Genomic DNA, 21970 nt, shown 5'->3' on the forward strand with positions numbered 1-21970 from the left:
GACCGGACGACCGTCGAGCCTTCGCCGATCGTCCCCTGCTTCTTGGATCGGCAGGTCACGCCGACCGGTAGAGTCGCCGCCCGACCACGAACGGTTGGTGCGGCGGAACCGGTTGTGCCGTGATCGGCAGGCACGCCGCAGGGGAGCGGCGCGGCGGCGGCTATACTCGCCACCGTCGCGTCCGTGGCTCAATTGGATAGAGCATCGGTCTTCGGAACCGAGGGTTGCAGGTTCGAGTCCTGCCGGGCGTAGTGGGGCGGCACGCCGCCGCGGATCGATTCGTCCGTCCCCGGCCGCTGTCGCCGGACGCTTGCCGGCGATCCGGCCTGCGGCCAGGACCAACGCTCAGCTCCGCGCCTGCCCGTGGAGGCTGGCCAGCATGCCGGGACGCGTGCAGAGATGCCGCTTGCCGCGCGACGAGCGGCTCGTCCAGAACGTCTTGAGTGGCCCCCGGATCGCCTTCATCTGCCGGGCGAGGCGGTCGCGTGACGTGACCCGCTTGCCGATCGTGTAGCGGACGACGCCGTCCTGGTTGATGACGATCGTGCACCCGCCGATCAGGTCGACCAGCCCGTCCACGGTCGTCGCGGTGCAGGATTGTGTCACCTCGGCGATCGTGTCGAAGAGGATCCTGCCGTCGGGGGCGACACGCCGGGCGATGCGGATCGAGTCGATGAGCGCCGGCGCGACCTGCGTGAAGCCCGTCGGCGGCTTGTCGTCGACGGGGAGGAGCATGAACAGGTGGGCCCGCTCCGGGGCCGTCACGAAACGCCCCAGCGCGTCGGCCTGCCGGGTGAGCTCGTTCTCGTCGGCGGGGCGACCGGGATCCCCGTCGAAACGCAGGTCGCCGAATGCCAGCCCCGGGACCTTCAAGCGCGTTTCGGGTGGCGCGTCCGGCGGCTGCCAGCGGAGCGCGTCTTCCGTCATGAACGGCACGCCGGCTGGGAAGATCCGGCGGCGCCGAAAGGAACGCATCAAGGCCTCCCGGTAGCCCCACTTGTCGACCGGCTCGACCTCGAGGTCGGCCGTGACCAGGGCCCGGAGGTACTCCCCGAGCAGCATGTCCACCGGCGGGCAGTAGTCGATCGCCCGGATGCACATCGTGAGGAACTGCCCCGCCACGGCGCACGTCTCGCGGCCGATGGCCGCGAGGAGGGCGTCGGCGAGCGGCTTCGTGCCGAGGTCCTGCGGATCGACCCCGGCGATGGCCGTCAGCCGCGCCGTCTTCCTCCGGGCGATCGTCACGAACGCCTCGAATACGGCCGAGACGAGGACGGTTCCCAGGGCATGGGGCTCGACGGTCGGGTCGTAGCACACCGGCGCGCCGCGGCCGTCCGGTGGCTCGTCGGAGTCGAAGGCGTGGATCCCCTCGACGTCGATCCCCGAGCGCAGCGCCCGCCTGACCAGGACCGCGCCGTCATCGGCCGACCGCGCGTAGCCGAACTCGCGGGCGATGTCCGTGAGCAGCGATCCGTGCCCGACGACGCCGCGCGACCGACGCAGTGACTGCTCGACGACGCCTGGATAGGTGAAGTGGAGGAACAGGGCGACGAGGTCGGCGAAGCCTTCGTGGAACGCCAGGACGTCGGGATTGGTCGGCTCCTGGAAATTCGCACGGAGGCCGTCGAGGAGGGCATGGGTCGTCTCGTGGGCGATGATGTCGTGCGACAGCACGGTGAACACCAATCCCCCGGGGATCGTGAAACCTGCCGGCCTCGCTCCCGCCCGGAACCAACCGAAAGCCAGATCACCGGACTCACGGCTGTAGTGGGCGTTTTGCTCCTCGAACGCGAACGGACGGATCCGCAGCCGGACGGTGCGGTCGCGGTCGGTGGCGGTCGGCATGCCGGGCGGGATCGCCCAGGCGATGTCGCGTCCCAGGGCGCGGCGAAAGGCCGCGTAGGTGAGACTGCAGACGGCGTAGGCCATCTGCAGGTGGAACCGGGGATCGGACGGCGACGGGGGCACGCCATCGGTGACGAGCAGCTCCGGGTCGTCGAGGTCGAGCGGCTCGGTTACCGCGGCGAGCGGCTCCGGCGGCTGGCCGGCCACCACCTCGAACAGTTGCCCCTTCGGTCCCGGATCGAGCTCCTCCCACGGGACCTCGACCTTCGTCACCCCCCCCTCCCGATCCGACACCGAGGGATCGAGGGTGTAGATCCAGAGCTGCCGGCCCACCGGCTTGCGCTGCTCCCGCCGCCAGCGATACGCCCGGGTCGAGGCCTGCCGGGTCACGCGTTCGCTGATCTGGTAGCGGACGGTCGACGCCCGCTTCCGCTCCCTCGACGCTTTCGCCATCGCGCCGCTCCCCAAAGGCTCAGCGCTTGCGCCGGGCCGCGGCCGCCGTGGCCATCAGGCCCGGGCGCGCCGTCTCCAGCGCCGTCCGCATCCGCAGCACCTGCTGGGAAGTGAACATGAACATCGCCCGGTCGTCGACATAGTCCATGTAGTTGACGAACATGTCGCCGGCCGGGCCGTTGTTGCAGGTCACCGACGGCCAGACCGGCGTACCGAAGTTGGGACCCTCGCAGTTCGGCGTGTCGGCGACCCCGTCGCCGCCGCTGCAATCGGGTGTGTCGCCCCAGATGTGGCGGAGATTGAGATAGTGCCCCACCTCGTGGGTCGCAGTGCGGCCGAGGTTGAACGGCGCCTGTGCCTTCCCGACGGTGCCGAACGCCGAGAAGTTGATCACGACGCCGTCGGTCGCCGGCGGGCCACCGGGAAACTGGGCGTAGCCCAGGACGCCGTCCCGCAGGGCGCAGACCCACAGGTTGAGTCGCGAGCGTGTGTCGATCGGCGCGATTCCTCCCGTCGCCGCGTTCTTCACGCCATCGTCGGTACCGAAGCCGCGGACGGTGGTCGGCGTGCGCGTCACCTCGACCAGACGGAAGGAAATCCGGGCGTCGGTGACCAGGCCTGCCCACGGGGCGGGCACCTTGGAGCGATCGGTGTTGGTGGCCCGGAAATCACGGTTGAGCACGTCGAGTTGGCTGGCGATCTGGTCATCGCCGACGTTCCCGGCGTCGGTCGCGTAGACGACGTGGACGACGGTGTCGACCGTGACGATCGGCATCTGGGCCAGGTCGACGGGGGCCTGGCGCTGCTTGGCGGTCGCCCCCTCGAGTTTCATGAGATTCATGCGGAACGCAGGGTATTTTTCCAGCAGCATCATGTGGGCCGCCATCGCCCCACAGACACGCCGCGGCACCCGCCCGCGCGCCATTCCGGTCTTTTTCGTGCGCTTCGCCATCGCCGTTCCTTCCTTTCGCCCCCGAGGTCACGCCCCACGCAGCGACCGATCCCGCTGCCCACTGTGATCGGCGTGACAGCCAGCCGCAACCGGACACGGCCACAAAAAACTGCCGGCCGGGGGCGCGAAGAACGTGGGCGCAAAAAAACCACCGGCCCCCGGGGATCTCCCGGAGGCCGGCAGCCGTGGGACCGGCACGCCACGCGTGCGAAGCGGCGGCAATCACCGCTCGGCCACGCACCGTGCATTGGGCTGCGTCAACGGCGAGCCCGTCGACTGGCCGCTTACCGGCGCAGCCCCTTAGTACAGTCACATTGCGTCACTGAATCACCTCCTTCTGCTACGAGGACCCCAGCCGTCGCGGCCTCTGCACTGGCCGCCGCCGGGCGATTCACCCCCCGGCCGTCACCGGGGACGCTTCATCCGCCGTCTCCCCCGGCGGACCGGAAGCCGACGGAAAGACGGGCCGGAAAGGAGTGCGGCTTGCCGCCGCACAGACCCTTCCGACCTTCCACACTGTAGCCCCAAACGCACCAACTGGACAGCTTTCGTCTCGGCTGCCCCGATCGTGATTGCCACCCCGGCGCCGGCTCACTTCTCGGCACTGATCCCGAGTTGTCCGAGCAGCGCCTTCGCTTTCGCCTTGATGTCGGCTCCGGGCTTCTGGATCTCGGCCAGCCCCTTCTCGAGGATCGCGGCCTTCTCCGCGCTGACCCCTTTCACCGTCGCGACCATCTGCTCGAAGCCGGTGACCTCGCTCCCGAGCGCCTGCCCGGTGGCATACGCGCGCAGGGTGTTGGCCACCTGGACCATCGGATCGACGTTGATGGTGATCACTTTCGGTTTGACCGTCGGCTGACTGCAGCCCGCCAGCCCGCCGGCCAGCATCGCCAGCCCGATACCCCCCGCGATCACGGGCAGCCGCCCGTCAAACCCCGATCGACCCGCCATGGAAAGCTCGCTTTCAGTGAGGTGAATATGGTCCGGCCGGCCGCTTCCAGCCGGCCGGGTCCACTCGGACGTCGCCCCGGCCGTGCCGGGCCGGCCGCTCGTCAATAGTCGCCGACCGGCTGCCGATCCTTGCGGTTGCCGAGCCGCTGGAACGTCACGAGATCGACGTTGTCGGAGATCATCCGTACGCTCCCGTCGCCGAGGACGACGTTGGCACCGCCGGGGTGCATGCTCCGTGCCGGGATGATGCCGTTGCCCCAGTCGTGCGCGCCGCCCGGGCAGCAGTTGCCGCCGAGCGAGGGAAATTGCCAATTCGGAGTGGCCGCGGTCGTGAACGTCGAATGCCCGGCGGAGTACCAGGCCCACATCCCGCCATTGTTCCCCTTCACACCCTGCGGGCTCGACATCGCCGCCTGGCCGATCGCCTGGATGTCGGCAGCGGTCGGGGCGTTGCGGTTCGACGCCGAATTGAACACCGCGTCACCCGCATAGAAGATGTCGAACGGATAGACGCCCGAACTGCCCTGGACGAACCCGGTGCCGACGAGGATCTCGCCCGCCATGATCGTCTGCGACAGGCCGTCGAGGACGTCGCCCATCCGGCGGTCCTGCTGGTAGGCGAACATGCCGTTGAAGTTGGTCCCGCCCCAATTGGTGTCGAGCGAGCTGCCGGTGCACCAGGCGTAGTTGCTGCCGGCACCCGACCAGCTGGTGACCGCGGCGGGCGGCGACGACGGGCAGAGGAACGTCTTGACCTTCGAGTTTTGCATCAGGCCGTAGGTCACACCCCAATTGGCGGTCGGGGGGGCGGCCTGTTTGAACTGCTGGAAAAGGTTCGACTCCTCCATGAACGGCAGAATCTGGACGCTGGCGCTGGTCGACTCCCAGATGTTGCCGCCGATCTGGAGGAGATTGCGCGGAAACATCTGCCGCGTGTCGTGGTAGTTGTGCATCGCCAGGCCGAGCTGCTTGAGATTGTTGGTGCAGGCCGACCGGCGGGCGGCCTCGCGGGCCGCCTGCACTGCCGGCAGCAGGAGTCCGACGAGCGTCCCGATAATCGCGATCACGACGAGCAGTTCGACGAGCGTGAAGGCCGGACGGCGCGCGGCGCCGCCGACCCGATGGTGCATCGGCATGGATTGTCCCCCCGGAAACGAATGAAGAACGGAACCGATCTGCGTATTGAAGTCTCACCCGTCGATGGGGTCAAGGACGGCGACGCGACCGCGCCAGCGGCGGCCCTGGCCAGCCCGAGACGGTCGCACCGTTCAGCGGCGGCGGGGTGACGGACCGGGGGGCGGCAGCAGCGCCCCGGCGGGTGCGAGGCGATCGACCTCGCGCTCCTGGGAGTCGAAGAATCGGATCGAGGCATCCTCGGCGACGGCGCCAGACCCGATCACCACCGCCAGCCGGCGCCCGGAATCGAAGAGTTCGATGCGTCCGCCGCCGTCAGCGGAATCGCGCTCCGTCCTGACGAACGGGTGGCCCCGGTCGTCGACCACCACCAATTCCCGGCAGGTGAGCCGGGTGACGTCGAGGTCGCCGACCTGCTCGGGGGGAAGCACGTTGGCGCGGAGCGCCAGTCCGATCGCCAAAAACAGCAACGGATACACCGTCCAGCGCTCGCGGGAGGTCATGGTGCCCCTCGGTTTTCGGATCGTGGTGACGTCAGTCGCCGTGGAGCTGGCGGAGCCGCGCCGACAGCCGGAGGATCAGTTGCACGCGTTCGAACTGCTCGAGCCACTCGGCCGTGACCGTGGCCAGCGCGTCGGCGGCCGGCGGCACGATTCCGGTGGCGCAGCCGATCCCCGATTGCCGGGCCGCGGCCCGGTAGGCCGACAGCGTCCGGTCGCCGTAGCTGGCGACGAGCGTGTAGTCCTCGCTGAAGAAGGCCGCCACGGGCACCCGCTGGCCACCGCAGACACGCAAATGGCCGGCGATCTCGGGGAGGATGTCACGATCGAGAAAACGCAGGACGATCGCGGGGCAGGCGGCCGCGAACCTTTCCAACGCCGGGCACTGCGACACGCAATCACCGCACCACGCGCCGGCGACCACGAGCACCGGCATCCTCCTCACGAACGAGCCGAGCAGGGCACGCTGCGGCTCGGTGAGCACGACCCGCTCGTGGACCGCCTGCCACCGCGCCCGCTGATCGCCGGTGCCGTGCTGCTCGAGGAATGCCGCGTAGGGCAGCGCCCGGTCGAAGGCCGCCTCCCACGCCGCCGCCGTTGGCGGTATTCCCGCCCCCTCGATCCGCACGGGTCGTTCGCTCCCCATCGCCATCACCCCGGGATTCGGCCCCGGTCCTGGAAAGCTGGGGAGCATACCAGGGCCCGGGGAGGAACCGTTCCCTTCCGCCCGCGGAACGGATTCGAAAAACCGAGCGAGACGCTGACAAAACGGCCTTGATTCATTATGCCACGACTCGTACTGTCCGCCCGCTCGAAGGCCACACGGGGCGACCGACAGCCCTGGCCAGGAAGGCGACAGGCACGGATGCCGTCGCCGTCCCGGTGACGTGCCCGTGATGATCCAATCGCTCCCGGAAACGGTTCAGGTTCTCCGCCCCCCTGGGACCTGGACCGTTCCGGGGGCCTTTGTTTTTCAGGGCCCCCGCGGGGCAGCCGATCCGCTGCCGCCGGCTACCATGCGGGTATGGCAATCGCCACGACCCCGCCGGGCGCAGAACGCTTGATCCGTTGGATCATGGTGGCGCTGGTCGTCTGGGCGGTCGTCCACGCGCTCGGCGCCTGGACGCTCAACCACGATGCCCGGCGTCCGGTTGTGGTGATCACCTGCATGGCCGCGTTTCTCGGTTTCTGGTCCGCGTTGCTCGCCGCCCGGCGACGGCGGCTGGCCCGGGGGCGCTGAGAGCCTCCTCGCGCCGAGCGACAAGCCGACCGCCGTCAGCGCGACAGCGCCGGCAGCGCGAGTGCTCCGGCGTAGGCGGTGAGCAGGCCGTCGAGCGACAGGTTGAACGACGCCGACAGACTGTCTTCGACGGTCGCCCCCTCCTTGATTTCGCGGACGAAGCTTCTGAACCGCCGCCGGTCGCGCCCGGCCATGAAACGCACCAGCCCCGAGGCGATCCCGTACTGCTCGCCGGCGATGTTCCTGGCGGTGAAAAAATCGGCGCCGACCGATCCAGTGGTTGCCATCAGCGCGCGGGCCTTCGCCTCCTTGGCGGCCACCTGCCGGCAGGCGGGGACCACCTGGCAGGCGATCCACTCGGCGATCCCCTCGTTGAGCCAATTCGGCAGCTTCACCGGCGACAGCCAGCGGTGGCTGAATCCGTGGCTCGTCTCGTGGACGATCATGTGCTCGAAGACGAGCTGATCGGAGCCCTTGTGGCAGGTCACGAAGACGCGCCCGTCGGGCGACTGGTGACAGGCCCCGTGGACCCCCGCCGGGATCTCCCCCATGATGCGCTTGCCGAAGGCGTGGAAGTCTTCCTCGCGGAGGAACGCGATGACGAGGCATTTTCCGAGCCACACCGGCTCCCCGGCGGGGATGTCGTAGAGGTCGCACAGCAGGTCGTGCATCCGGTCGAGGCTGGCGACCACCCCGGCGACCTCACCGGCCGGGATGTCGGTCGCGAAGATGAACTCGTGCGTCGTCTCGACGCGCATCCCGGGAAAGTCGCGCTGCACGAGGGCGACGAGCTGCTCGAGCTTTTGCACCTCCGCGGCGTGGTCGGCGGCGGTTTTCGCCGGCCACGGCTCGATGCCGTTGGCCCGCATCCGCGCGGCGCTGGCGGCCGCCTCCTTGCCGCCGGCGTCGCGGCCGCGCGCCCCACCCGGCCGCAGTGCGTCGCCGGTCGGCCCGGTGTCGTAGACCACCTCGCGGTCGATGACGATCCGCGTCACCCCCGACAGCTGCACCGTCCGTGGCGGTGCCGCCGGATCGGTGAGCAGGCGGAGGGCGGTCACCTCGCCGCGCTGCCGTGTCACCCCGTCGAGAACCGGACGCACGAGCCGACGACCGCCCGTGAGCTCCACGGCGTCGAGCTGCCGGCCGACGCTCCGCTGGAGGCGTTGGAACAGTCCGTCCGACGCCACCGGCCGGTCGGCGCGTGCCACGACTGCCACCGCTGCCCCGGCGATGAGCAGCAGTGCCGCGCCCCTCAGGACGCTGCCCCGGCACGGCGGAGTTGGGTGCTGGAGAGATCGCAACGAAACTCCTTCTCAGTGACGAACCGAGCGACCGCCCGGAGAGGGGCAGGCGTGTCGGGCCGGTCCGCGGACACGAAGGCTCCGTCCTGGAGCCGACCGAAAACGATCAGTCCCGCCACGCTCGCCGCGATCCACCGCACCGCGTCGTCGGCGGCGGCAGCCGATCCACCGTAGTATCGCCGATCCCAGAGGCGCGTGAAGGTGTCGGCCCCGAGGACGAAAAACGCCCCCGGAAACAGCGCCGTCTTCTCGACGAAGGTCGCCGCGCGCGTGAGCCACAGGGTCGCGCCCACGAACCGCGCCTGCCGTGCGGCGATCTCCACGTAGTCGAGCGCGGGCTTGTCGACGTTTTCGATCGACAGTTCGTATTCGACCTCCCGTCCGACGATCCGGGCCGCCACCGTCGCCATCCCCCGATGGCCGTCGTGGAGCGGATCGAACGAGCCGGGGAACAGCAACCTTCCCGGCGTGCCCCCGGGAGCGTCGCCGTCGATGGCCGACACGCCCCGCCGGTCTCCGGCCAGAAGCGCCCGCCACGGCGCCGGCGCCACGACGCGCTGCACGACGATCTCCTCGTCGGGCTGCAGCGCGGGGCGCCCGGGCAGCGGCACCGGCGTACCACACTCGGCCGCGACCGCGGCGAGGAGGAGCCACGCCGCCACATCCTCTTCCGCGGACCGTGTCCGGAGCCCCTTGGAGAACGTGAGGGAGTGAACCGCCGTGGCGGCGAGCGACTGGACCGCGACGACCGCCCGGTGGTCGCCCTGCTTGGGACGCACCGTTGCGAGACTCGCGGTCACGGCAGCGCCGAGGGCCCCGCCGGCGGGGGCGCCGAGAGCCCGGGCCCGGGCCCACGCCGCCATCGCCAGCCGGCGTGACGCGCGCGACGAGCAGTAGCTTTCCTGCTTTCCCCCCAGCAGCCGATCGACAGCCGCGCGCGCGTGGGGAACGAGCCCCTCGAGCAGCACCCGACTGGCCCCTGGCGTACGTGCCAGCGCTGCCACGGCGCCCGCTCCTCCGCCGGCTGCCGTGGCCACCAGACTTGCCCCGTCTGCCGCCGTCCGGCCGATGACAGTGGCGGCGGAGGCGGCGAGAAGATCGCGGCTGAGATCCACGAAAACCGCTCCAGCACGCCTCCCCGGCGGGCCGATGCTGACACGGTCACCGAGGGGGGAATGCATGATGATAGCCGGCTCGCCGCCGCGCCCCGCGCAAGCGCGCTACCGGGCGGCCCTGGTCCTGGTGGCCACGCTCGGCCAGGCCATGGGGACCGAGCCGCCGGCCGTCACGGCCGCGGACGTCGACCGAATCGCGACTCACGACCGGACCAGCGCGGAGAGGCGGACCGATCGTCCTCCCACCGCGGCACAGCCACCCGCCCGGGCCAGCGGCGACGCGGGAGCGAGCAGCGGCGGAGCCCTCGACGCGGCGCGCGTGGAGCGGGAAACCGAAGCCATCCTCGCGCGACTGTTGCCGCCGCGGCGCGACGCCGTCGCCGATTGGACCGCGGGGTCGTCATGCCTGCACGCCCCCGGGGATCCGCGCTGGCTCACGCCGTGCGTGCCCGGCCCCCCGTGCGACCCGTCGCTGCCTCCTCGCCCTTTCGACCTGATCGGGATCCGCGGGGCGCCGACCGGGGGACCGATCTATGCCGGTCCCTGCGCGCCGCGCACGGGGAGCCACGAGTGTGGCCCGGCCCCGCGGCTCCACCGTGCGCACGACTGGATGTTCGACCGCTTTTACCGGGCGAAGTAGAGCTCGCGGACGATGAGCGCGACCAGCGCGGCGCCGACCACCCCGAGGCCGCCGATCAGCGCCCACATCCCACCCGACAGGCACCCCAGCCCCAGCCAGCCGCAGTCGCCCGTGAGGGCGGGATCTGGCGTGTCCTCGGGGCTCGCCACCGCAGCACCGGGCCCGGGTGCCGGTCGGGAATCGCCCGCCGAAGCCAGCGGCGGTCGATCCGCGCGCCGGCGCTGCGGCTGACCGGAGACGGGCCCGTCGCGGCGAGCCGGTGGCGCGGCCGACACCCCCTCGAACTCGGTGCCCGAAAGGGCGTCGAAGGTTGCCGTGCCACCGCTCGCTCCGCGCCGCGAGGTCGAGGCATCGAGGTCGATCAGCCCACCGACATTCCATCCCTGCCGGAGCTTCGGATCGAAATCGGCCGCGGGCACGGGCGACTCGAGAACCGATGCCGCTCCCACGCTGCCCGGGCCGGGCGTGAACAGCGGAGTCAGGTCGATCGGCGGTGTGTCGGCAGACCGCCCGACGGTCTGACCAGCCGCGGGCGGCACATCGCCCCCGGCCAGCCAGGCGAGGCCGGCGGTCGTCGCCATCACGAGCACACCGCCCCGTCGGCACCGCGAGACGACGGGGTGTGCCCGGTGGGAACGCGCCCCGGGGGGAGCGCCTTCGTGGCTCATCGGGCGGCGGAGGATCGGGGCACGCCGGGTCAATCCGGGACTCCTCGCGTGGAGTGGGTACCCGCGCGATCGGGATTATCGTTGCCACCGCAGTGCCGTCAACGACGGTCCGCGCCGATCCCGGCGGCTTGTCCCGCTGCCGGCCGCGCCCCACACTGTCGGCCGGGCGACGGCCGGAAAGGTTTCGGGGTTCCGCGGCCCGAAGGATCGGCGCGGGCGCCTGTGGCGGGCTCACCCGCCCCCCGAGCGGGTAGCCAGTGAATGGAGAGGGATCGATGCGGGCTGCGATCATCGGCATCGGTGCCATCGCCCGGATGCACGCCCGGGCACTGGCCGACCTCGACGGCGTCGAACTGGTCGCCGCGACCTGCCGCACCGAGGAGAAGGGGCGGGCCTTCGCCCGCGACCACGGCTGCCGCTGGTACGCCGACACCGGCACGATGCTGCGGCGCGAGAAGCCCGATTTCGTCACCATCGCGACTCCCTCGGGAGCCCATCTGGAAGCCGTGCTCGCCGCGGCCCGCCGGGGCATCCACGTGATCTGCGAGAAGCCGCTGGAGATCACGCTGCCGCGCGTCGACCGGATGATCGCCGCGGCGCGGCGGGGCGGAGTCGTCCTCGGGGCGATCTTTCCGCAGCGCTTCAATCCGGTGGTCCAGGCCGTCCATGCCGCCGCCGCGGCGGGGCGCTTCGGCGACCTCGCCGTGGCCTCGTGCCACGTCCCCTGGTGGCGCGACGACGCCTACTACGGCCCGGGCCGTTGGCAGGGGACGAAGCGGCTCGACGGCGGCGGCGCGCTGATGAACCAGTCGATCCACGGCGTCGACGCCCTGCAGTGGATCGCGGGGGCGATGACGCCGGGGCTGGCGCCCCACGAGAACCCGGTCGAGAGCGTGGTGGCGCTGACCGCCGTGAGGTCCCACGACCGGGAGCGTCTCGAGGTCGAGGACACCTGCGTGGCGATCCTCCGGTTCAAGAACGGCGGGCTCGGGCAGATCCTCGCCGCCACCAGTCTCTATCCCGGACAGCTCCGCCGGATCCTCGTCGGCGGCCGCGACGGCACCGCCGAGATCCTCGAGGAACAGCTCGTCGACTGGCGCTTCCGCACCGCCACCGCCGCCGACGACGCGACCCGCGCGCGGCTCGGCCACGCCAGCTCGACCAGCGGCGGCGCCGCCGACCCGATGGCGATCAACGAGGCCTGCCACACCCGCAACTTCGCCGCCTTTCTCGACGCCCTCCGTGCCGGTCGGGCACCCGAGCTCAACGACCTCGAGGGGCGCAAAGCTGTGGCGATCGTCGATGCCTGCTACCGCTCGGCCCGGACCGGCCGAACAGCCCGTGTCGGAGACCCGGCACCGCCGGCGGAGGACCGATGAACAGCCCGTTCCGGTACGCGATCTGCAACGAGACGTTCGCCGACTGGCCGCTGGAGAAAGCCTGCGACCTCGCGGCCGCGTGCGGCTACACCGGCCTCGAGATCGCGCCGTTCACGCTCGCCCCGCTGGCCGGAGAGATCTCCGCACGGCAGCGCGGCGAAATCGTGCGGACGATCGCCCGGGCGGGGCTCGAGTGTGTCGGCCTCCACTGGCTGCTGGCGAAGACCGAGGGGTTCCACGTCACCCACCCCGATCCGGCGGTGCGCCTGGCGACGGTCGAGTACCTCGGCGACCTGGCGCGCCTCTGCCACGAGCTCGGCGGAAGGGTGCTCGTGTTCGGCTCGCCACGGCAGCGGAGCCTCGTTCCGGGCGTCACCCGGGCGCTGGCCTTCGACCACCTCCACGAGGTGTTTTCGCGGCTCGTCCCGGCCCTCGAGGCGACCGACACGGTGCTGGCGGTCGAGCCCCTCGCCCCCACCGAGACCGACGTCCTCACCACCGCCGCCGAGACCTGCCGGCTCCTCGAGCGGATCGGTTCCCCCCACGTCCGCCTCCACCTCGACGTCAAGGCGATGTCGGCCGAGGCCGAGCCGATCCCCGATCTGATCCACGCCTCGGCTGCGTGGCTGGAGCATTTCCACGCCAACGACGTCAACCTTCAGGGGCCGGGGTTCGGCGCGGTCGAGTTCACTCCGATCCTCCAAGCCCTCGCCGACATCCGCTACGCCGGGTGGGTGAGCGTCGAGGTGTTCGACTATGCTCCGGGCCCGGAGCGGCTGGCGCGCGAGAGCATCGCCTCCATGCAGGGGATCGAGGCGGCGCTCGACTGAGCCTTCCCGGCCGCGCCGCACGGCACGGAGACCGACCATGGCCGACCTCGCCCACGTCTCCCCGCCCGGCCGCCGGCCGGCCGACGACGGCACGCCATGGTGGACGGGGCTGACGCGCTACCACTGGTTCGTGCTCACGGTGGCGGCGCTCGGCTGGCTGTTCGACTGCCTCGACCAGCAGCTGTTCAATCTCGCGCGCAAGCCGGCGATGGAGAGCCTGCTGGCGACGGCGCCGCTCGACCCGGGCCAGGTTCAACCGAGCGAGGAGGAGCGCAAGGCGCTGGCGAAGAAGGTCGACTTCTACGGCGGCCTGTCGACCTGCATCTTCCTTGCCGGCTGGGCCACCGGGGGGCTGATCTTCGGCGTCGTCGGCGACCGCTTCGGCCGGGCGCGGACGATGCTGATCACGATCCTCATCTATTCGCTGTGCACCGGGTTGTCGGCGTTGTCGCGCGGGTTCTGGGATTTCGCCTTCTACAGGTTCATCACCGGGCTCGGCGTCGGCGGGGAATTCGCCGTCGGCGTGGCGCTGGTCGCCGAGGTGATGCCCGACCGGGCCCGGCCCCACGCGCTCGGCCTCCTCCAGGCGTTCTCGGCGCTCGGCAACTTCGGCGCCGCGGCGATCGGCATCGCGCTGGGGCTGTGGCAATTGTCGACGGCGGAGGGATTGATCTACGGCTGGGAGCCATGGCGCTGGAAGTTCGTCATCGGCGCCCTGCCGGCCGTGCTGGCGCTGGTGATCCGCTCCGGCCTCGAGGAGCCGGAGCGGTGGAAGGCGATGAAGGCCAAGGCCGCGGAGACCGGCGACGTGCTCGGTGGCTACAACGCGCTGTTCGCCCATCCGCGCTGGAGGCGCAACGCCCTTCTCGGCATGCTGCTGGCCTGCGCCGGCGTGATCGGGCTGTGGGGGATCGGGTTCTTCTCGATCGACCTGCAGATGAGCGTGTTGCGGAAGACGTTCCAGGCCCAGGGCCTCGAGGGGGCGGCGCTCAAGGGGCGGCTGACGATCGCCTCGGGGGTGGCCTCGATGCTGATCCAGGTCGGCGCCTTCACAGGGATGATGCTCTCGGCACGGATCTGCAACCGGATCGGCCGGCGGCCGTTCTTCGCGATCTTCCTCGTGCTGGCGCTGTTGTCGACGATGATGGTCTTCCAGTTCCTCGACGACGTCACCGACTTCTGGATGCTGCCGGTGATGGGGTTCTGCCAACTGTCGTTGTTCGCCGGCTACGCGATCTACTTTCCCGAGTTGTTCCCGACCCGGTTGCGCAGCACGGGGACGAGCTTCTGCTACAACGTCGGCCGGTTCGTCGCCGCCAGCGGGCCGTTCCTGCTCGGCCAGCTCTCGTCCGGCGTGTTTTCCGGCTGGGCGGAGCCGCTGCGGCCGTCGGGCACGCTGATGTGCCTGGTGTTTCTCGTCGGACTGGCAGTCCTCCCCCTGCTTCCGGAGACCGCCGGCCAGCCGCTGCCGGAGGACTGACGCCCGCGACTTCGGCCGGGGAATCGCCGCGCCGCCGATTGCTTCCGTCGCCACCCCCCCCGGCCGTAGACTCTGGCGCCAACGGGCCGGTGGCCACCGCCGCCGGCCGTTCGCCTCTTCCAGCCCCCCCCCAGCCCCCCTCCAGGAGTCCGTCCGACCATGCGCTGGGAAGGTCGTCGTCAGAGCGAGAACGTCGAGGATCGCCGGAGCATGGCCGCGCCCGCTTTCGTCGGCGGCAGCCTGCTCACGCTGCTGATCATGTTCACGATGCTGTTCTTCGGTGCCGATCCGCGGCAGGTCGCGGCGATCGCGCCCCAAGCCGGACCGCCGCGCGTCGCCAAGAGCCCGGCGGCGAAGAAGGCCGACGAGGAGATGACGAAGTTCGTCAAGACCGTCCTTGCCGACACCGAGGACGTGTGGGGGCAGTTGTTTCCCAAAGCGTTCGGCGCTCGCTACTCGCCCCCCACGCTCGTGATCTTCGAGAAGGCCGTCCAGAGCGCCTGTGGCATGGCGAGCGCCGCCGCCGGCCCCTTCTACTGCCCGCTCGACAAGAAGGTGTACATCGACCTGGCGTTCTACGACGAGCTCAAACGCCGCTTCGGTGCCCCGGGTGACTTCGCCCAGGCCTACGTGGTCGCCCACGAGATCGGACACCACGTCCAGAACCAGCTCGGGATCAGTGCCAAGGTCCAGTCCCTCCAGGGCAGGGTGCCGCAGGCGGAATACAACAAGTACTCGGTGCGGATGGAGCTGCAGGCCGACTTCCTCGCCGGAGTCTGGGCCCATCACGTCGCCCGCTACGCGGGAATCCTCGACGAGGAGGACATCTACGAGGCGGTGAATGCCGCCCAGGCGATCGGCGACGACCGGATCCAGGCGAAGACGCAGGGTTACGTCGTCCAGGAAGCGTTCACGCACGGCACGAGCGAGCAGCGCGCCCGCTGGTTCCTCCACGGCCTCACGACCGGCGATCCGCGCCTCATGGACCGGGCCTTCGAGGTCGACGAACCGTGATCGCATGCGGATCCTGCTGACGGGCGCCTCGGGATACGTCGGCGGTTGCCTGCTCGACGCCCTCCAGGCGCGCGGCCACTCCGTCCGCTGCCTCGTGCGCCGGCCGGAGCGGCTCGCCGGCAGGACTGCCCCGACGACCGAGATCGTCGCCGGCGACGCGACCGACCGCGCCGATCTCGACCGGGCGTGCGCCGGCATCGACCTCGCCTACTGGCTCGTCCACTCGATGGAGAGCGGCGTCGATTTCGAGCGCGCCGACCGGCTCGCGGCGGAGCACTTCGCCGCCGCGGCCCGGGCGGCCGGCGTGCGGCGGCTGGTCTACCTCGGGGGCCTCGGCGCCGACGGCGACCGGCTCTCGGCGCATCTCCGCAGCCGCCATGAGGTTGGAGCGATCCTCGCCGCCAGCGGCCTTGACGTCGTCGAGCTGCGGGCGTCGATCATCATCGGGGCGGGCAGTTTCTCGTTCGACCTGGTGCGGACGCTCGTCGAGCGGCTCCCGGTGATGATCTGCCCGGCGTGGCTGGCGACCCCGACGCAGCCGATCGCGATCGCCGACGTCGTCGCGGCGTTGGTGGCGGCCATCGACCTGCCACCGGGGCAACCACGGATCATCGAGATCGGCGGGCCGGACAGGGTGTCGTATGGCGCTATCATGCGGGCGTAGGCCCGCGAACGCGGCCTGACCCGGCTGATGATTCCGGTACCGGTGCTCACACCGCGGCTGTCGAGCCTGTGGCTCAAGCTCGTCACCCCGCGCTATGCCAAGGTGGGCAGGAAATTGATCGACGGCCTCAAGAACCCCACCGTGGTCACCGATCCCGGGCCGATGCGTGATCTGCCGCTGTCGCCCCGCGGCCTGGCCGACGCCGTCCGCGAGGCGATCCAGGACGAAGACCGCTCGTTCGCCGGTCGGCGCTGGGCCGAGACGGCCGACGTCGACGAGCTTCCGGCCCGGTACGGCGGCCACCCCGAGGGGACGCGTCTCGTCGATCACCGCCACGCCACGGTGGCCGTCCCTCCGGCGCGGGCCTTCGCTGCCATCGAACGGATCGGCGGCGTCCACGGCTGGTACGCGCACGACTGGCTGTGGCAGTTGCGCGGCTGGATCGACCGGCTCTTCAGCGGGCCCGGGATGGGGCGCGGGCGCCGCGACCCCGATCACCTTGCCTCCGGCGACACCCTCGACTGCTGGCGAGTCGAAGTCTGCGACCCGCCGCGGCGGCTGCGACTGGCCGCCGAGATGCGGCTCCCCGGCCGCGGCTGGTTGGAATTCGAGGTCGTGCCCCGGGACGATGCCGTGACGATCCACCAGACCGCGGTCTTCGATCCCAAGGGGCTGTTCGGCCTCGCCTACTGGTACGCGATCTGGCCGCTCCACGAGCTCGTCTTCAGGCAGATGCTCGCGGGGATCGTCCGGGCGGCGAGGCGCCGGCGCTGACGGCCCGCGCTCCGGTCACAGCGTCTCGGCGGGGCGCTGGACGCACTCCCGGCCGGTGTCCTCCGACTCGATCTGGATCGTCGTGTGGGCGATCCCGAACAGGGAGCGGAGATCGGCCGACGCACGGCGCAGCACCGTGTCGTGACGGCCGGGTTCGGGCACCACCAGGTGGACGGTGAGCGAGATCTCCGACGTGCTCGCGTTCCAGACGTGGAGGTCGTGGACCTCCGCCACGCCGGGAATGGCGGCGAGGAGGTCGGTGAGTGCCTCCGGCTCGAGCCCGCGCGGCACCGCGTCGAGCGCCAGATCGACGCTCTCGCGGAACAGGTCCCAGGTGCCGACCATCACCGCCGCCGTCACGAGGATGCTCACCAGCGGATCGATCCACGATCGCCCGGTGAGCGCGATCAACGCGCCGGCGACGACCACCCCTGCCGACACGGCGGCATCGGCGGCCATGTGAAGAAAGGCCCCGCGGACGTTGGCGTCGCCCCGGGCTCCACGCGCCAGGAGCACGGCGGTGAGGGTGTTGATCGCGACCCCGACCGCGGCGACCAGAGCGACGGTCCACCCGGCCACGGGTGCGGGCTCGAAAAACCGGCGCCACGCCTCCCAGAGGAGCACTCCGCAGGCCGTCAGCAGCAGCACCGCGTTGGCGAGCGCCGCGTAGATCGTCGAACGACGGAACCCCCACGTGTAGCGCCGTGTCGGCGGGCGCCGGGCGAGATGGCTCGCCCCCCACGCCAGGAGCAGGCCGAGGACGTCGCCGGCGTTGTGGCCGGCGTCGGCGACCAGCGCCAACGACCCAGCCCACAGTCCGGCCACGACCTCGACGATCACGAACAGGGTGTTGAGCGCCACGCCCAGGCCGAGGGCCCGGTCAAGTCCGCCCGAAGACAGTGCGCCGAGATGGTGGTGCCCGTGGCCGTGATGACCGTGGCCGCAATGGTCGTGACCGTGATGGCCATGGCCAGCGGGGCCGTGGTCGTCCGCACGGGCCTTCGCCGTTGTGCCGCCGTGGGGCTGCGTCGCCGTCATGGGGAACGATTCCGATCGGCCCTCGGCATCGGGTAGCATCTGCGGCCGGGGGCTTCGTCCGATCATACCGACGGATCGCCGATCCCTGCGGGAGGCGCACATGGAACCGATGCGGGTGGCGGTCATCGGCCGGACCGGCCGGGGGGATTACGGGCACGCGATCGACGAACTGTGGGCCGACATTCCCGGCACCAAGCTCGTCGCCGTCGCCGACGAGTCGGCCGACGGGTTGGCCAAGGCGGTCGCGCGTCTGAAGCTCCCCGCCGACGCCGGCCACCGCGACTGGCGGGCGATGCTCGCCGCGGTCAAGCCGGAGATCGTCGTCCTCTGCATGCGCCACATCGACTGCCACGCCGAGATGGCGATCGCGGCGGCGAAGGGCGGGGCGCGCGGGATCTTCATGGAGAAGCCCTTCGTCCCCACCGCGGCCGATGCCGATGCGGTGATCGCCGCCTGCCGTACCGCCGACACCAAGCTCGGCCTCGCGTTCGTCAACCGGCACGGTCCGACCTACGGCGTCGTCCGCGACCTCGTCGAAGAGGGGCGGATCGGCCGCCTGCTGGAAATCCGCGCCCGCGGCAAGGAAGACCAACGCGGTGGCGGCGAGGATTTGTGGGTCCTCGGGTCGCACATGCTCGACATGATGGCCGACATCGGTGGCGGTCCGATCTGGTGCCAGGCGTCGGTCACCACGGGAGGACGGCCGATCACGAAAGCCGACGCGATCACCGGCCCGGAGGGGCTCGGTCTGATCGCCGGCGACGCGGTCCACGCGACGTTCGGTCTCGGCGACGGCCCGGTCGGCTTCTTCTCCAGCGTCCGCGAAGCCGGCCTCAAGCAGCCGCCGTTCGGGCTGATGCTCGTCGGCACCAAGGGGGCGATCCACGTCCGCTCCGACCAGATCCCCCACGCCTACCTGCGCGAGGCGCCGTTGTGGCGCGTCGACAAGGAGTTTCCCTGGCGTCCGATCGGCCCCGGGGGGCTCGACGATCCGCCCCCCGCGGCGGATGCCGATCGCGCCAAGGAACGCGCCGGCTGGGCACGGCGTGCGGCACTCGATCTGGTCGACGCGATCCAGTCCGACCGTGAGCCGACCACGGGGATGTATGCCGGCCTGACCACGGTCGAGATGACCGCGGCGATCTACGCGTCGGCCTTGGCGGGTAGGCGGATCGACTGGCCGCTCGAGAAGTCGCTGCCCGACCGTGGCAACCCGCTCGCCTGACGACACCCGTTCGCCGCTCCCGCGAGGAACCCGCCGATGTTTTGCCTGCTGCCCGCGCTCGTGGTCATCACCGCCGTAACCGCCCGTGCGGCCGATCCCGACGAGATCGTCCTCTGGCCCGACGGCGTGCCGGAGCCGCGCGTCGCCGGTGAACCGGCCGAGACGGTGGAGAAGGGCAAGGACGGGATCCAGCGCCGCACCAACGTCTCCGTCCCACGGTTGGTCGTCCACGGCCTGCCGCCGGCGGCCGACGGCGCGCCACGGCCGGCGGTGATCGTCGCCCCAGGGGGTGGTTACTCGATCCTCGCCGACGAGCACGAGGGAACGGACATCTGCCGGTGGTTCAACGAGCGGGGGATCGTCGCCTTCACGCTGCTGTACCGCGTCCCGACGGGCCGCGGCCCCGGTTCGGACGTCGGACCGGTGATGGACGCGCAGCGTGCCGTCTCCGAGGTCCGCCGCCGCGCGGCCGAGTTGCGGATCGATCCTGCCCGGATCGGCCTGATGGGATTCTCCGCCGGCGGCCACACGGCGCTGGTCGCGGCGACCACGAAGGCCGGCTTCCCCGGGGCGGACAGCGCACCCTCCGCCCGGCCCGACGTGACGATCCTCATCTATCCCTGGCGGGTCGTCGCCGACGACGGCCCCGGCCTCTGGCCCGGTGTGACGATCGACCAGGGCACCGCGCCGATGTTCATCGCGCAGACGGCCGACGACACCGCCTCGCCGGTGCGCGGGGCGCTGGCGCTGTATGGCGCCCTGACGACGGCGAAGGTGCCGGCGGAACTCCACGTCTACGAGAAGGGGGGCCACGGCTACGGGATGCGGCCGCGTGACGGCGCTCCGGGCACCGGTGACTGGCCGGCGCGGCTGGCCGACTGGATGAAGACCCATGGCTTCTGAGCGAGACCGACGGCACGTGCGAGGGGATTCCGATGGGGATTGGTGTGGCCGCCGTCTGGCTCGTCGTGCTCCTGTCCGCCGTCCCGGCGATGGGCGCCCGCCCCCCCAACGTGATCGTGATCCTCGCCGACGATGCCGGCCCCGGTGACTTCTCGTTCACCGGCAACACCAACCTCGCGACGCCGGTGATCGACGGCCTGGCGCGCGACGGCGCCCGGCTCGAGCGGTTCTTCGTACAGCCGGTCTGTGCGCCGTCGCGCGCCGAGTTGCTCACCGGCCGCTGGCACTGCCGCGGCGGCGTCCGTGGGGTCTCGCTGGGGCAGGAGCGTCTCGACCCCGGCGTGCGGACGATCGCCGAGGTGTTCCGCGACGCCGGCTACGCCACCGCCTGCTTCGGCAAGTGGCACCTCGGCACGCAGGGCCCCCACCATCCCCGGGCACGGGGCTTCGAAACCTTCGTCGGCTTCACCGAGGGGCACTGGGGCGACGCCTTCGATCCGCTCCTCGAGGCCGACGGCGAGTTCGCCGAACACCCGGGCTACCTCGCCGACGTGATCGCCGAGCGGACGGTGGCCTATCTCGACCGCTGCCGGGAGACCGCTCCCGACCGCCCGTTCTTCTGCCACGTCGCCTTCAACACCCCCCATTCCCCCTTCGACGTGCCCGACGCCGACTGGGAGCGGTTCCGCGACCGTCCGCTCCCGCTCCGCGGCAGCGACGGCGACGACGAGGACCTGCCGACGACCCGCGCGGCATTGGCGATGGTCGAGAACATGGACCGCAACGTCGGTCGGGTGCTCGCGGCGCTCGAGCGCCATGCGATCGCCGACGACACGATCGTGGTCTTCTTCTCCGACAACGGCGCCAACGGCGCGCGGTGGAGCGGCGGCCTGCGCGGCCGCAAGGGGACGGTCGACGAGGGGGGCGTGCGCAGCGTCTGTTGCCTCCGCTATCCCAGGCGGATCGCCGCCGGCACAAGGATCGACGCCCTCGCCGGGGCGATCGACCTGTTGCCCACGCTCGCCGGCCTGGCGGGGATCGCTCTCGCCCCTCCGCAACCGCTCGACGGCATCGACCTGGCACCGCTGCTGGTCGGGGATGGCGGCGGCGATCTCGCCGCCCGGCTCGCGGGCCGGGCCCTGTACGCGGTGTGGGGGGGCAAGGTGAGCGTGCGCACCGCCGGGCACCGGCTCGACGGCCAGGGGCGGCTCTACGACATGCAGGTCGATCCCGGCCAGTCGCGCGACATCGCCGCCGCCGATCCCGACACGGCCGCCCGGCTCGGCGGGCTGGTGGCGGCGTTCCGCCGCGACGTCGTCGCGCTCCAACCGCGCCCCTTGCCCGAGCGCTTCTTCGTCGGCCATCCCGCCTGGCCGTGGACGGAGCTTCCCGCCCGCGACGGCATCGGGCACGGCGGCGTCGTGCGCAGCGCCCGCGCCCCCAACTCCTCCCACTTCACCCGGTGGACGACCGCCGCCGATTCGATCACCTGGACGGTGGAGGTGGTGACACCGGGGCGCTACGAGGCGGACCTCTGGTACACCTGCCCGCCGGCCGATGCCGGGGCGACGGTGCGCCTCACGGCGCTGCCCGACGGCGCGGACCTGGCGGCACGGTCCGTCACGGCGACGGTCACACCCGGCTGGGATCCCCCCGCCAACCGCGGCGACGACCGCGTCGGGCGCGATGCGGAAAGCTTCGAGAAGCCGTTCCGAACGCTCCCGCTCGGGACGATCGACTTGGCCGCGGGCCCGCAGACGCTCCGCCTCGACGCCCCGGCCGTGCCGGGAGCCACCGTCGCCGACGTCCGCCGCCTTGTCCTCCGTCCCGTCCCCTGACCGCGCGGACCCGTGGCCAACTGGCG

At 71.3% G+C, this 21970-nt stretch carries 19 protein-coding genes, 1 tRNA gene and 1 pseudogene; 11 read left to right on the top strand and 10 right to left on the bottom strand.

All coding sequences use genetic code 11. The features are described from left to right. Positions 1-177 precede the first annotated feature (177 nt). Positions 178-251 (top strand) — tRNA-Arg (locus tag FJ309_06415). Between the two features lie 94 nt (positions 252-345). On the opposite strand, the gene FJ309_06420 is transcribed toward FJ309_06415, so the two are convergent. The 6 genes from FJ309_06420 to FJ309_06445 form a co-directional block, all read right to left on the bottom strand. Next, the gene (locus FJ309_06420) at positions 346-2298 is read right to left on the bottom strand and encodes a peptidase M4 (protein ID MBM3954232.1); all 1953 of its coding nucleotides are present in this window, start codon (positions 2296-2298) and stop codon (positions 346-348) included. A 19-nt stretch (positions 2299-2317) separates the two neighbouring features. Further along, positions 2318-3172, bottom strand: coding sequence for a zinc metalloprotease (locus tag FJ309_06425; GenBank protein ID MBM3954233.1), 855 nt, complete (start codon positions 3170-3172; stop codon positions 2318-2320). Positions 3173-3841: 669 nt separating this feature from the next. Beyond that, on the bottom strand, positions 3842-4201 hold the full coding sequence (locus tag FJ309_06430) for a hypothetical protein (protein MBM3954234.1): 360 nt from the start codon (positions 4199-4201) through the stop codon (positions 3842-3844). Between the two features lie 101 nt (positions 4202-4302). Beyond that, complete coding sequence (locus FJ309_06435; GenBank protein ID MBM3954235.1) at positions 4303-5331, bottom strand: DUF1559 domain-containing protein; 1029 nt, start codon at positions 5329-5331, stop codon at positions 4303-4305. A gap of 138 nt (positions 5332-5469) precedes the next feature. Continuing rightward, the gene (locus FJ309_06440; protein MBM3954236.1) at positions 5470-5838 is read right to left on the bottom strand and encodes a hypothetical protein; all 369 of its coding nucleotides are present in this window, start codon (positions 5836-5838) and stop codon (positions 5470-5472) included. A 31-nt stretch (positions 5839-5869) separates the two neighbouring features. Beyond that, positions 5870-6481, bottom strand: a complete 612-nt coding sequence (locus tag FJ309_06445) for a thiol reductase thioredoxin (protein ID MBM3954237.1) — start codon at positions 6479-6481, stop codon at positions 5870-5872. A 414-nt stretch (positions 6482-6895) separates the two neighbouring features. On the opposite strand from FJ309_06445, the gene FJ309_06450 reads away from it, so the two are divergent. After that, positions 6896-7075, top strand: a complete 180-nt coding sequence (locus FJ309_06450) for a hypothetical protein (GenBank protein MBM3954238.1) — start codon at positions 6896-6898, stop codon at positions 7073-7075. 35 nt (positions 7076-7110) lie between these two features. Here the strand turns inward: FJ309_06450 and FJ309_06455 are convergent, their stop codons facing one another. Beyond that, a complete protein-coding gene (locus FJ309_06455; GenBank protein ID MBM3954239.1) occupies positions 7111-8283 on the bottom strand; it encodes a hypothetical protein in 1173 nt (390 codons plus the stop codon). 44 nt (positions 8284-8327) lie between these two features. Beyond that, positions 8328-9491 (bottom strand): hypothetical protein, encoded by a 1164-nt coding sequence (locus tag FJ309_06460; GenBank protein ID MBM3954240.1) that lies wholly within the window; start codon positions 9489-9491, stop codon positions 8328-8330. A 64-nt stretch (positions 9492-9555) separates the two neighbouring features. Here FJ309_06460 and FJ309_06465 point away from each other — a divergent pair, with 64 nt between their 5' ends. Further along, a complete protein-coding gene (locus FJ309_06465) occupies positions 9556-10131 on the top strand; it encodes a hypothetical protein (GenBank protein ID MBM3954241.1) in 576 nt (191 codons plus the stop codon). On the opposite strand, the gene FJ309_06470 is transcribed toward FJ309_06465, so the two are convergent. Next, complete coding sequence (locus FJ309_06470) at positions 10116-10712, bottom strand: hypothetical protein (GenBank protein ID MBM3954242.1); 597 nt, start codon at positions 10710-10712, stop codon at positions 10116-10118. The genes FJ309_06465 and FJ309_06470 overlap by 16 nt on opposite strands. A gap of 362 nt (positions 10713-11074) precedes the next feature. Between FJ309_06470 and FJ309_06475 the strand changes: the two genes are divergently transcribed. From FJ309_06475 to FJ309_06495, 5 genes and pseudogenes are all read left to right on the top strand, one after another. Beyond that, positions 11075-12178 (top strand): Gfo/Idh/MocA family oxidoreductase, encoded by a 1104-nt coding sequence (locus FJ309_06475; GenBank protein ID MBM3954243.1) that lies wholly within the window; start codon positions 11075-11077, stop codon positions 12176-12178. Next, entirely contained in the window at positions 12175-13008 is an 834-nt protein-coding gene (locus FJ309_06480) for a sugar phosphate isomerase/epimerase (GenBank protein MBM3954244.1), read from the top strand. Before FJ309_06475 ends, FJ309_06480 begins: the two co-directional genes overlap by 4 nt. A gap of 37 nt (positions 13009-13045) precedes the next feature. Next, entirely contained in the window at positions 13046-14488 is a 1443-nt protein-coding gene (locus tag FJ309_06485; protein MBM3954245.1) for an MFS transporter, read from the top strand. 159 nt (positions 14489-14647) lie between these two features. Continuing rightward, a complete protein-coding gene (locus tag FJ309_06490; GenBank protein ID MBM3954246.1) occupies positions 14648-15502 on the top strand; it encodes a hypothetical protein in 855 nt (284 codons plus the stop codon). A gap of 4 nt (positions 15503-15506) precedes the next feature. After that, positions 15507-16940 (top strand): annotated as a pseudogene (locus FJ309_06495) (SDR family oxidoreductase). A 15-nt stretch (positions 16941-16955) separates the two neighbouring features. On the opposite strand, the gene FJ309_06500 reads toward FJ309_06495, so the two are convergent. Beyond that, positions 16956-17978: a cation transporter gene (locus FJ309_06500; GenBank protein MBM3954247.1), complete on the bottom strand. Its 1023-nt coding sequence runs from the start codon at positions 17976-17978 to the stop codon at positions 16956-16958. Between FJ309_06500 and FJ309_06505 the strand changes: the two genes are divergently transcribed. From FJ309_06505 to FJ309_06515, 3 genes are read left to right on the top strand one after another with little or no spacing between them, the layout of a single operon-like run. Then, positions 17977-19203, top strand: a complete 1227-nt coding sequence (locus FJ309_06505; protein MBM3954248.1) for a Gfo/Idh/MocA family oxidoreductase — start codon at positions 17977-17979, stop codon at positions 19201-19203. The two genes, FJ309_06500 and FJ309_06505, sit on opposite strands and share 2 nt — an antisense overlap. Before the next feature lie 36 nt (positions 19204-19239). Next, positions 19240-20106: an alpha/beta hydrolase gene (locus tag FJ309_06510; protein ID MBM3954249.1), complete on the top strand. Its 867-nt coding sequence runs from the start codon at positions 19240-19242 to the stop codon at positions 20104-20106. 32 nt (positions 20107-20138) lie between these two features. Further along, entirely contained in the window at positions 20139-21944 is a 1806-nt protein-coding gene (locus tag FJ309_06515) for an N-acetylgalactosamine 6-sulfate sulfatase (protein MBM3954250.1), read from the top strand. The last annotated feature ends 26 nt before the right edge of the window (positions 21945-21970 follow it).

Source organism: Planctomycetota bacterium (assembly GCA_016872555.1).
GTDB lineage: Bacteria > Planctomycetota > Planctomycetia > Pirellulales > UBA1268 > F1-20-MAGs016.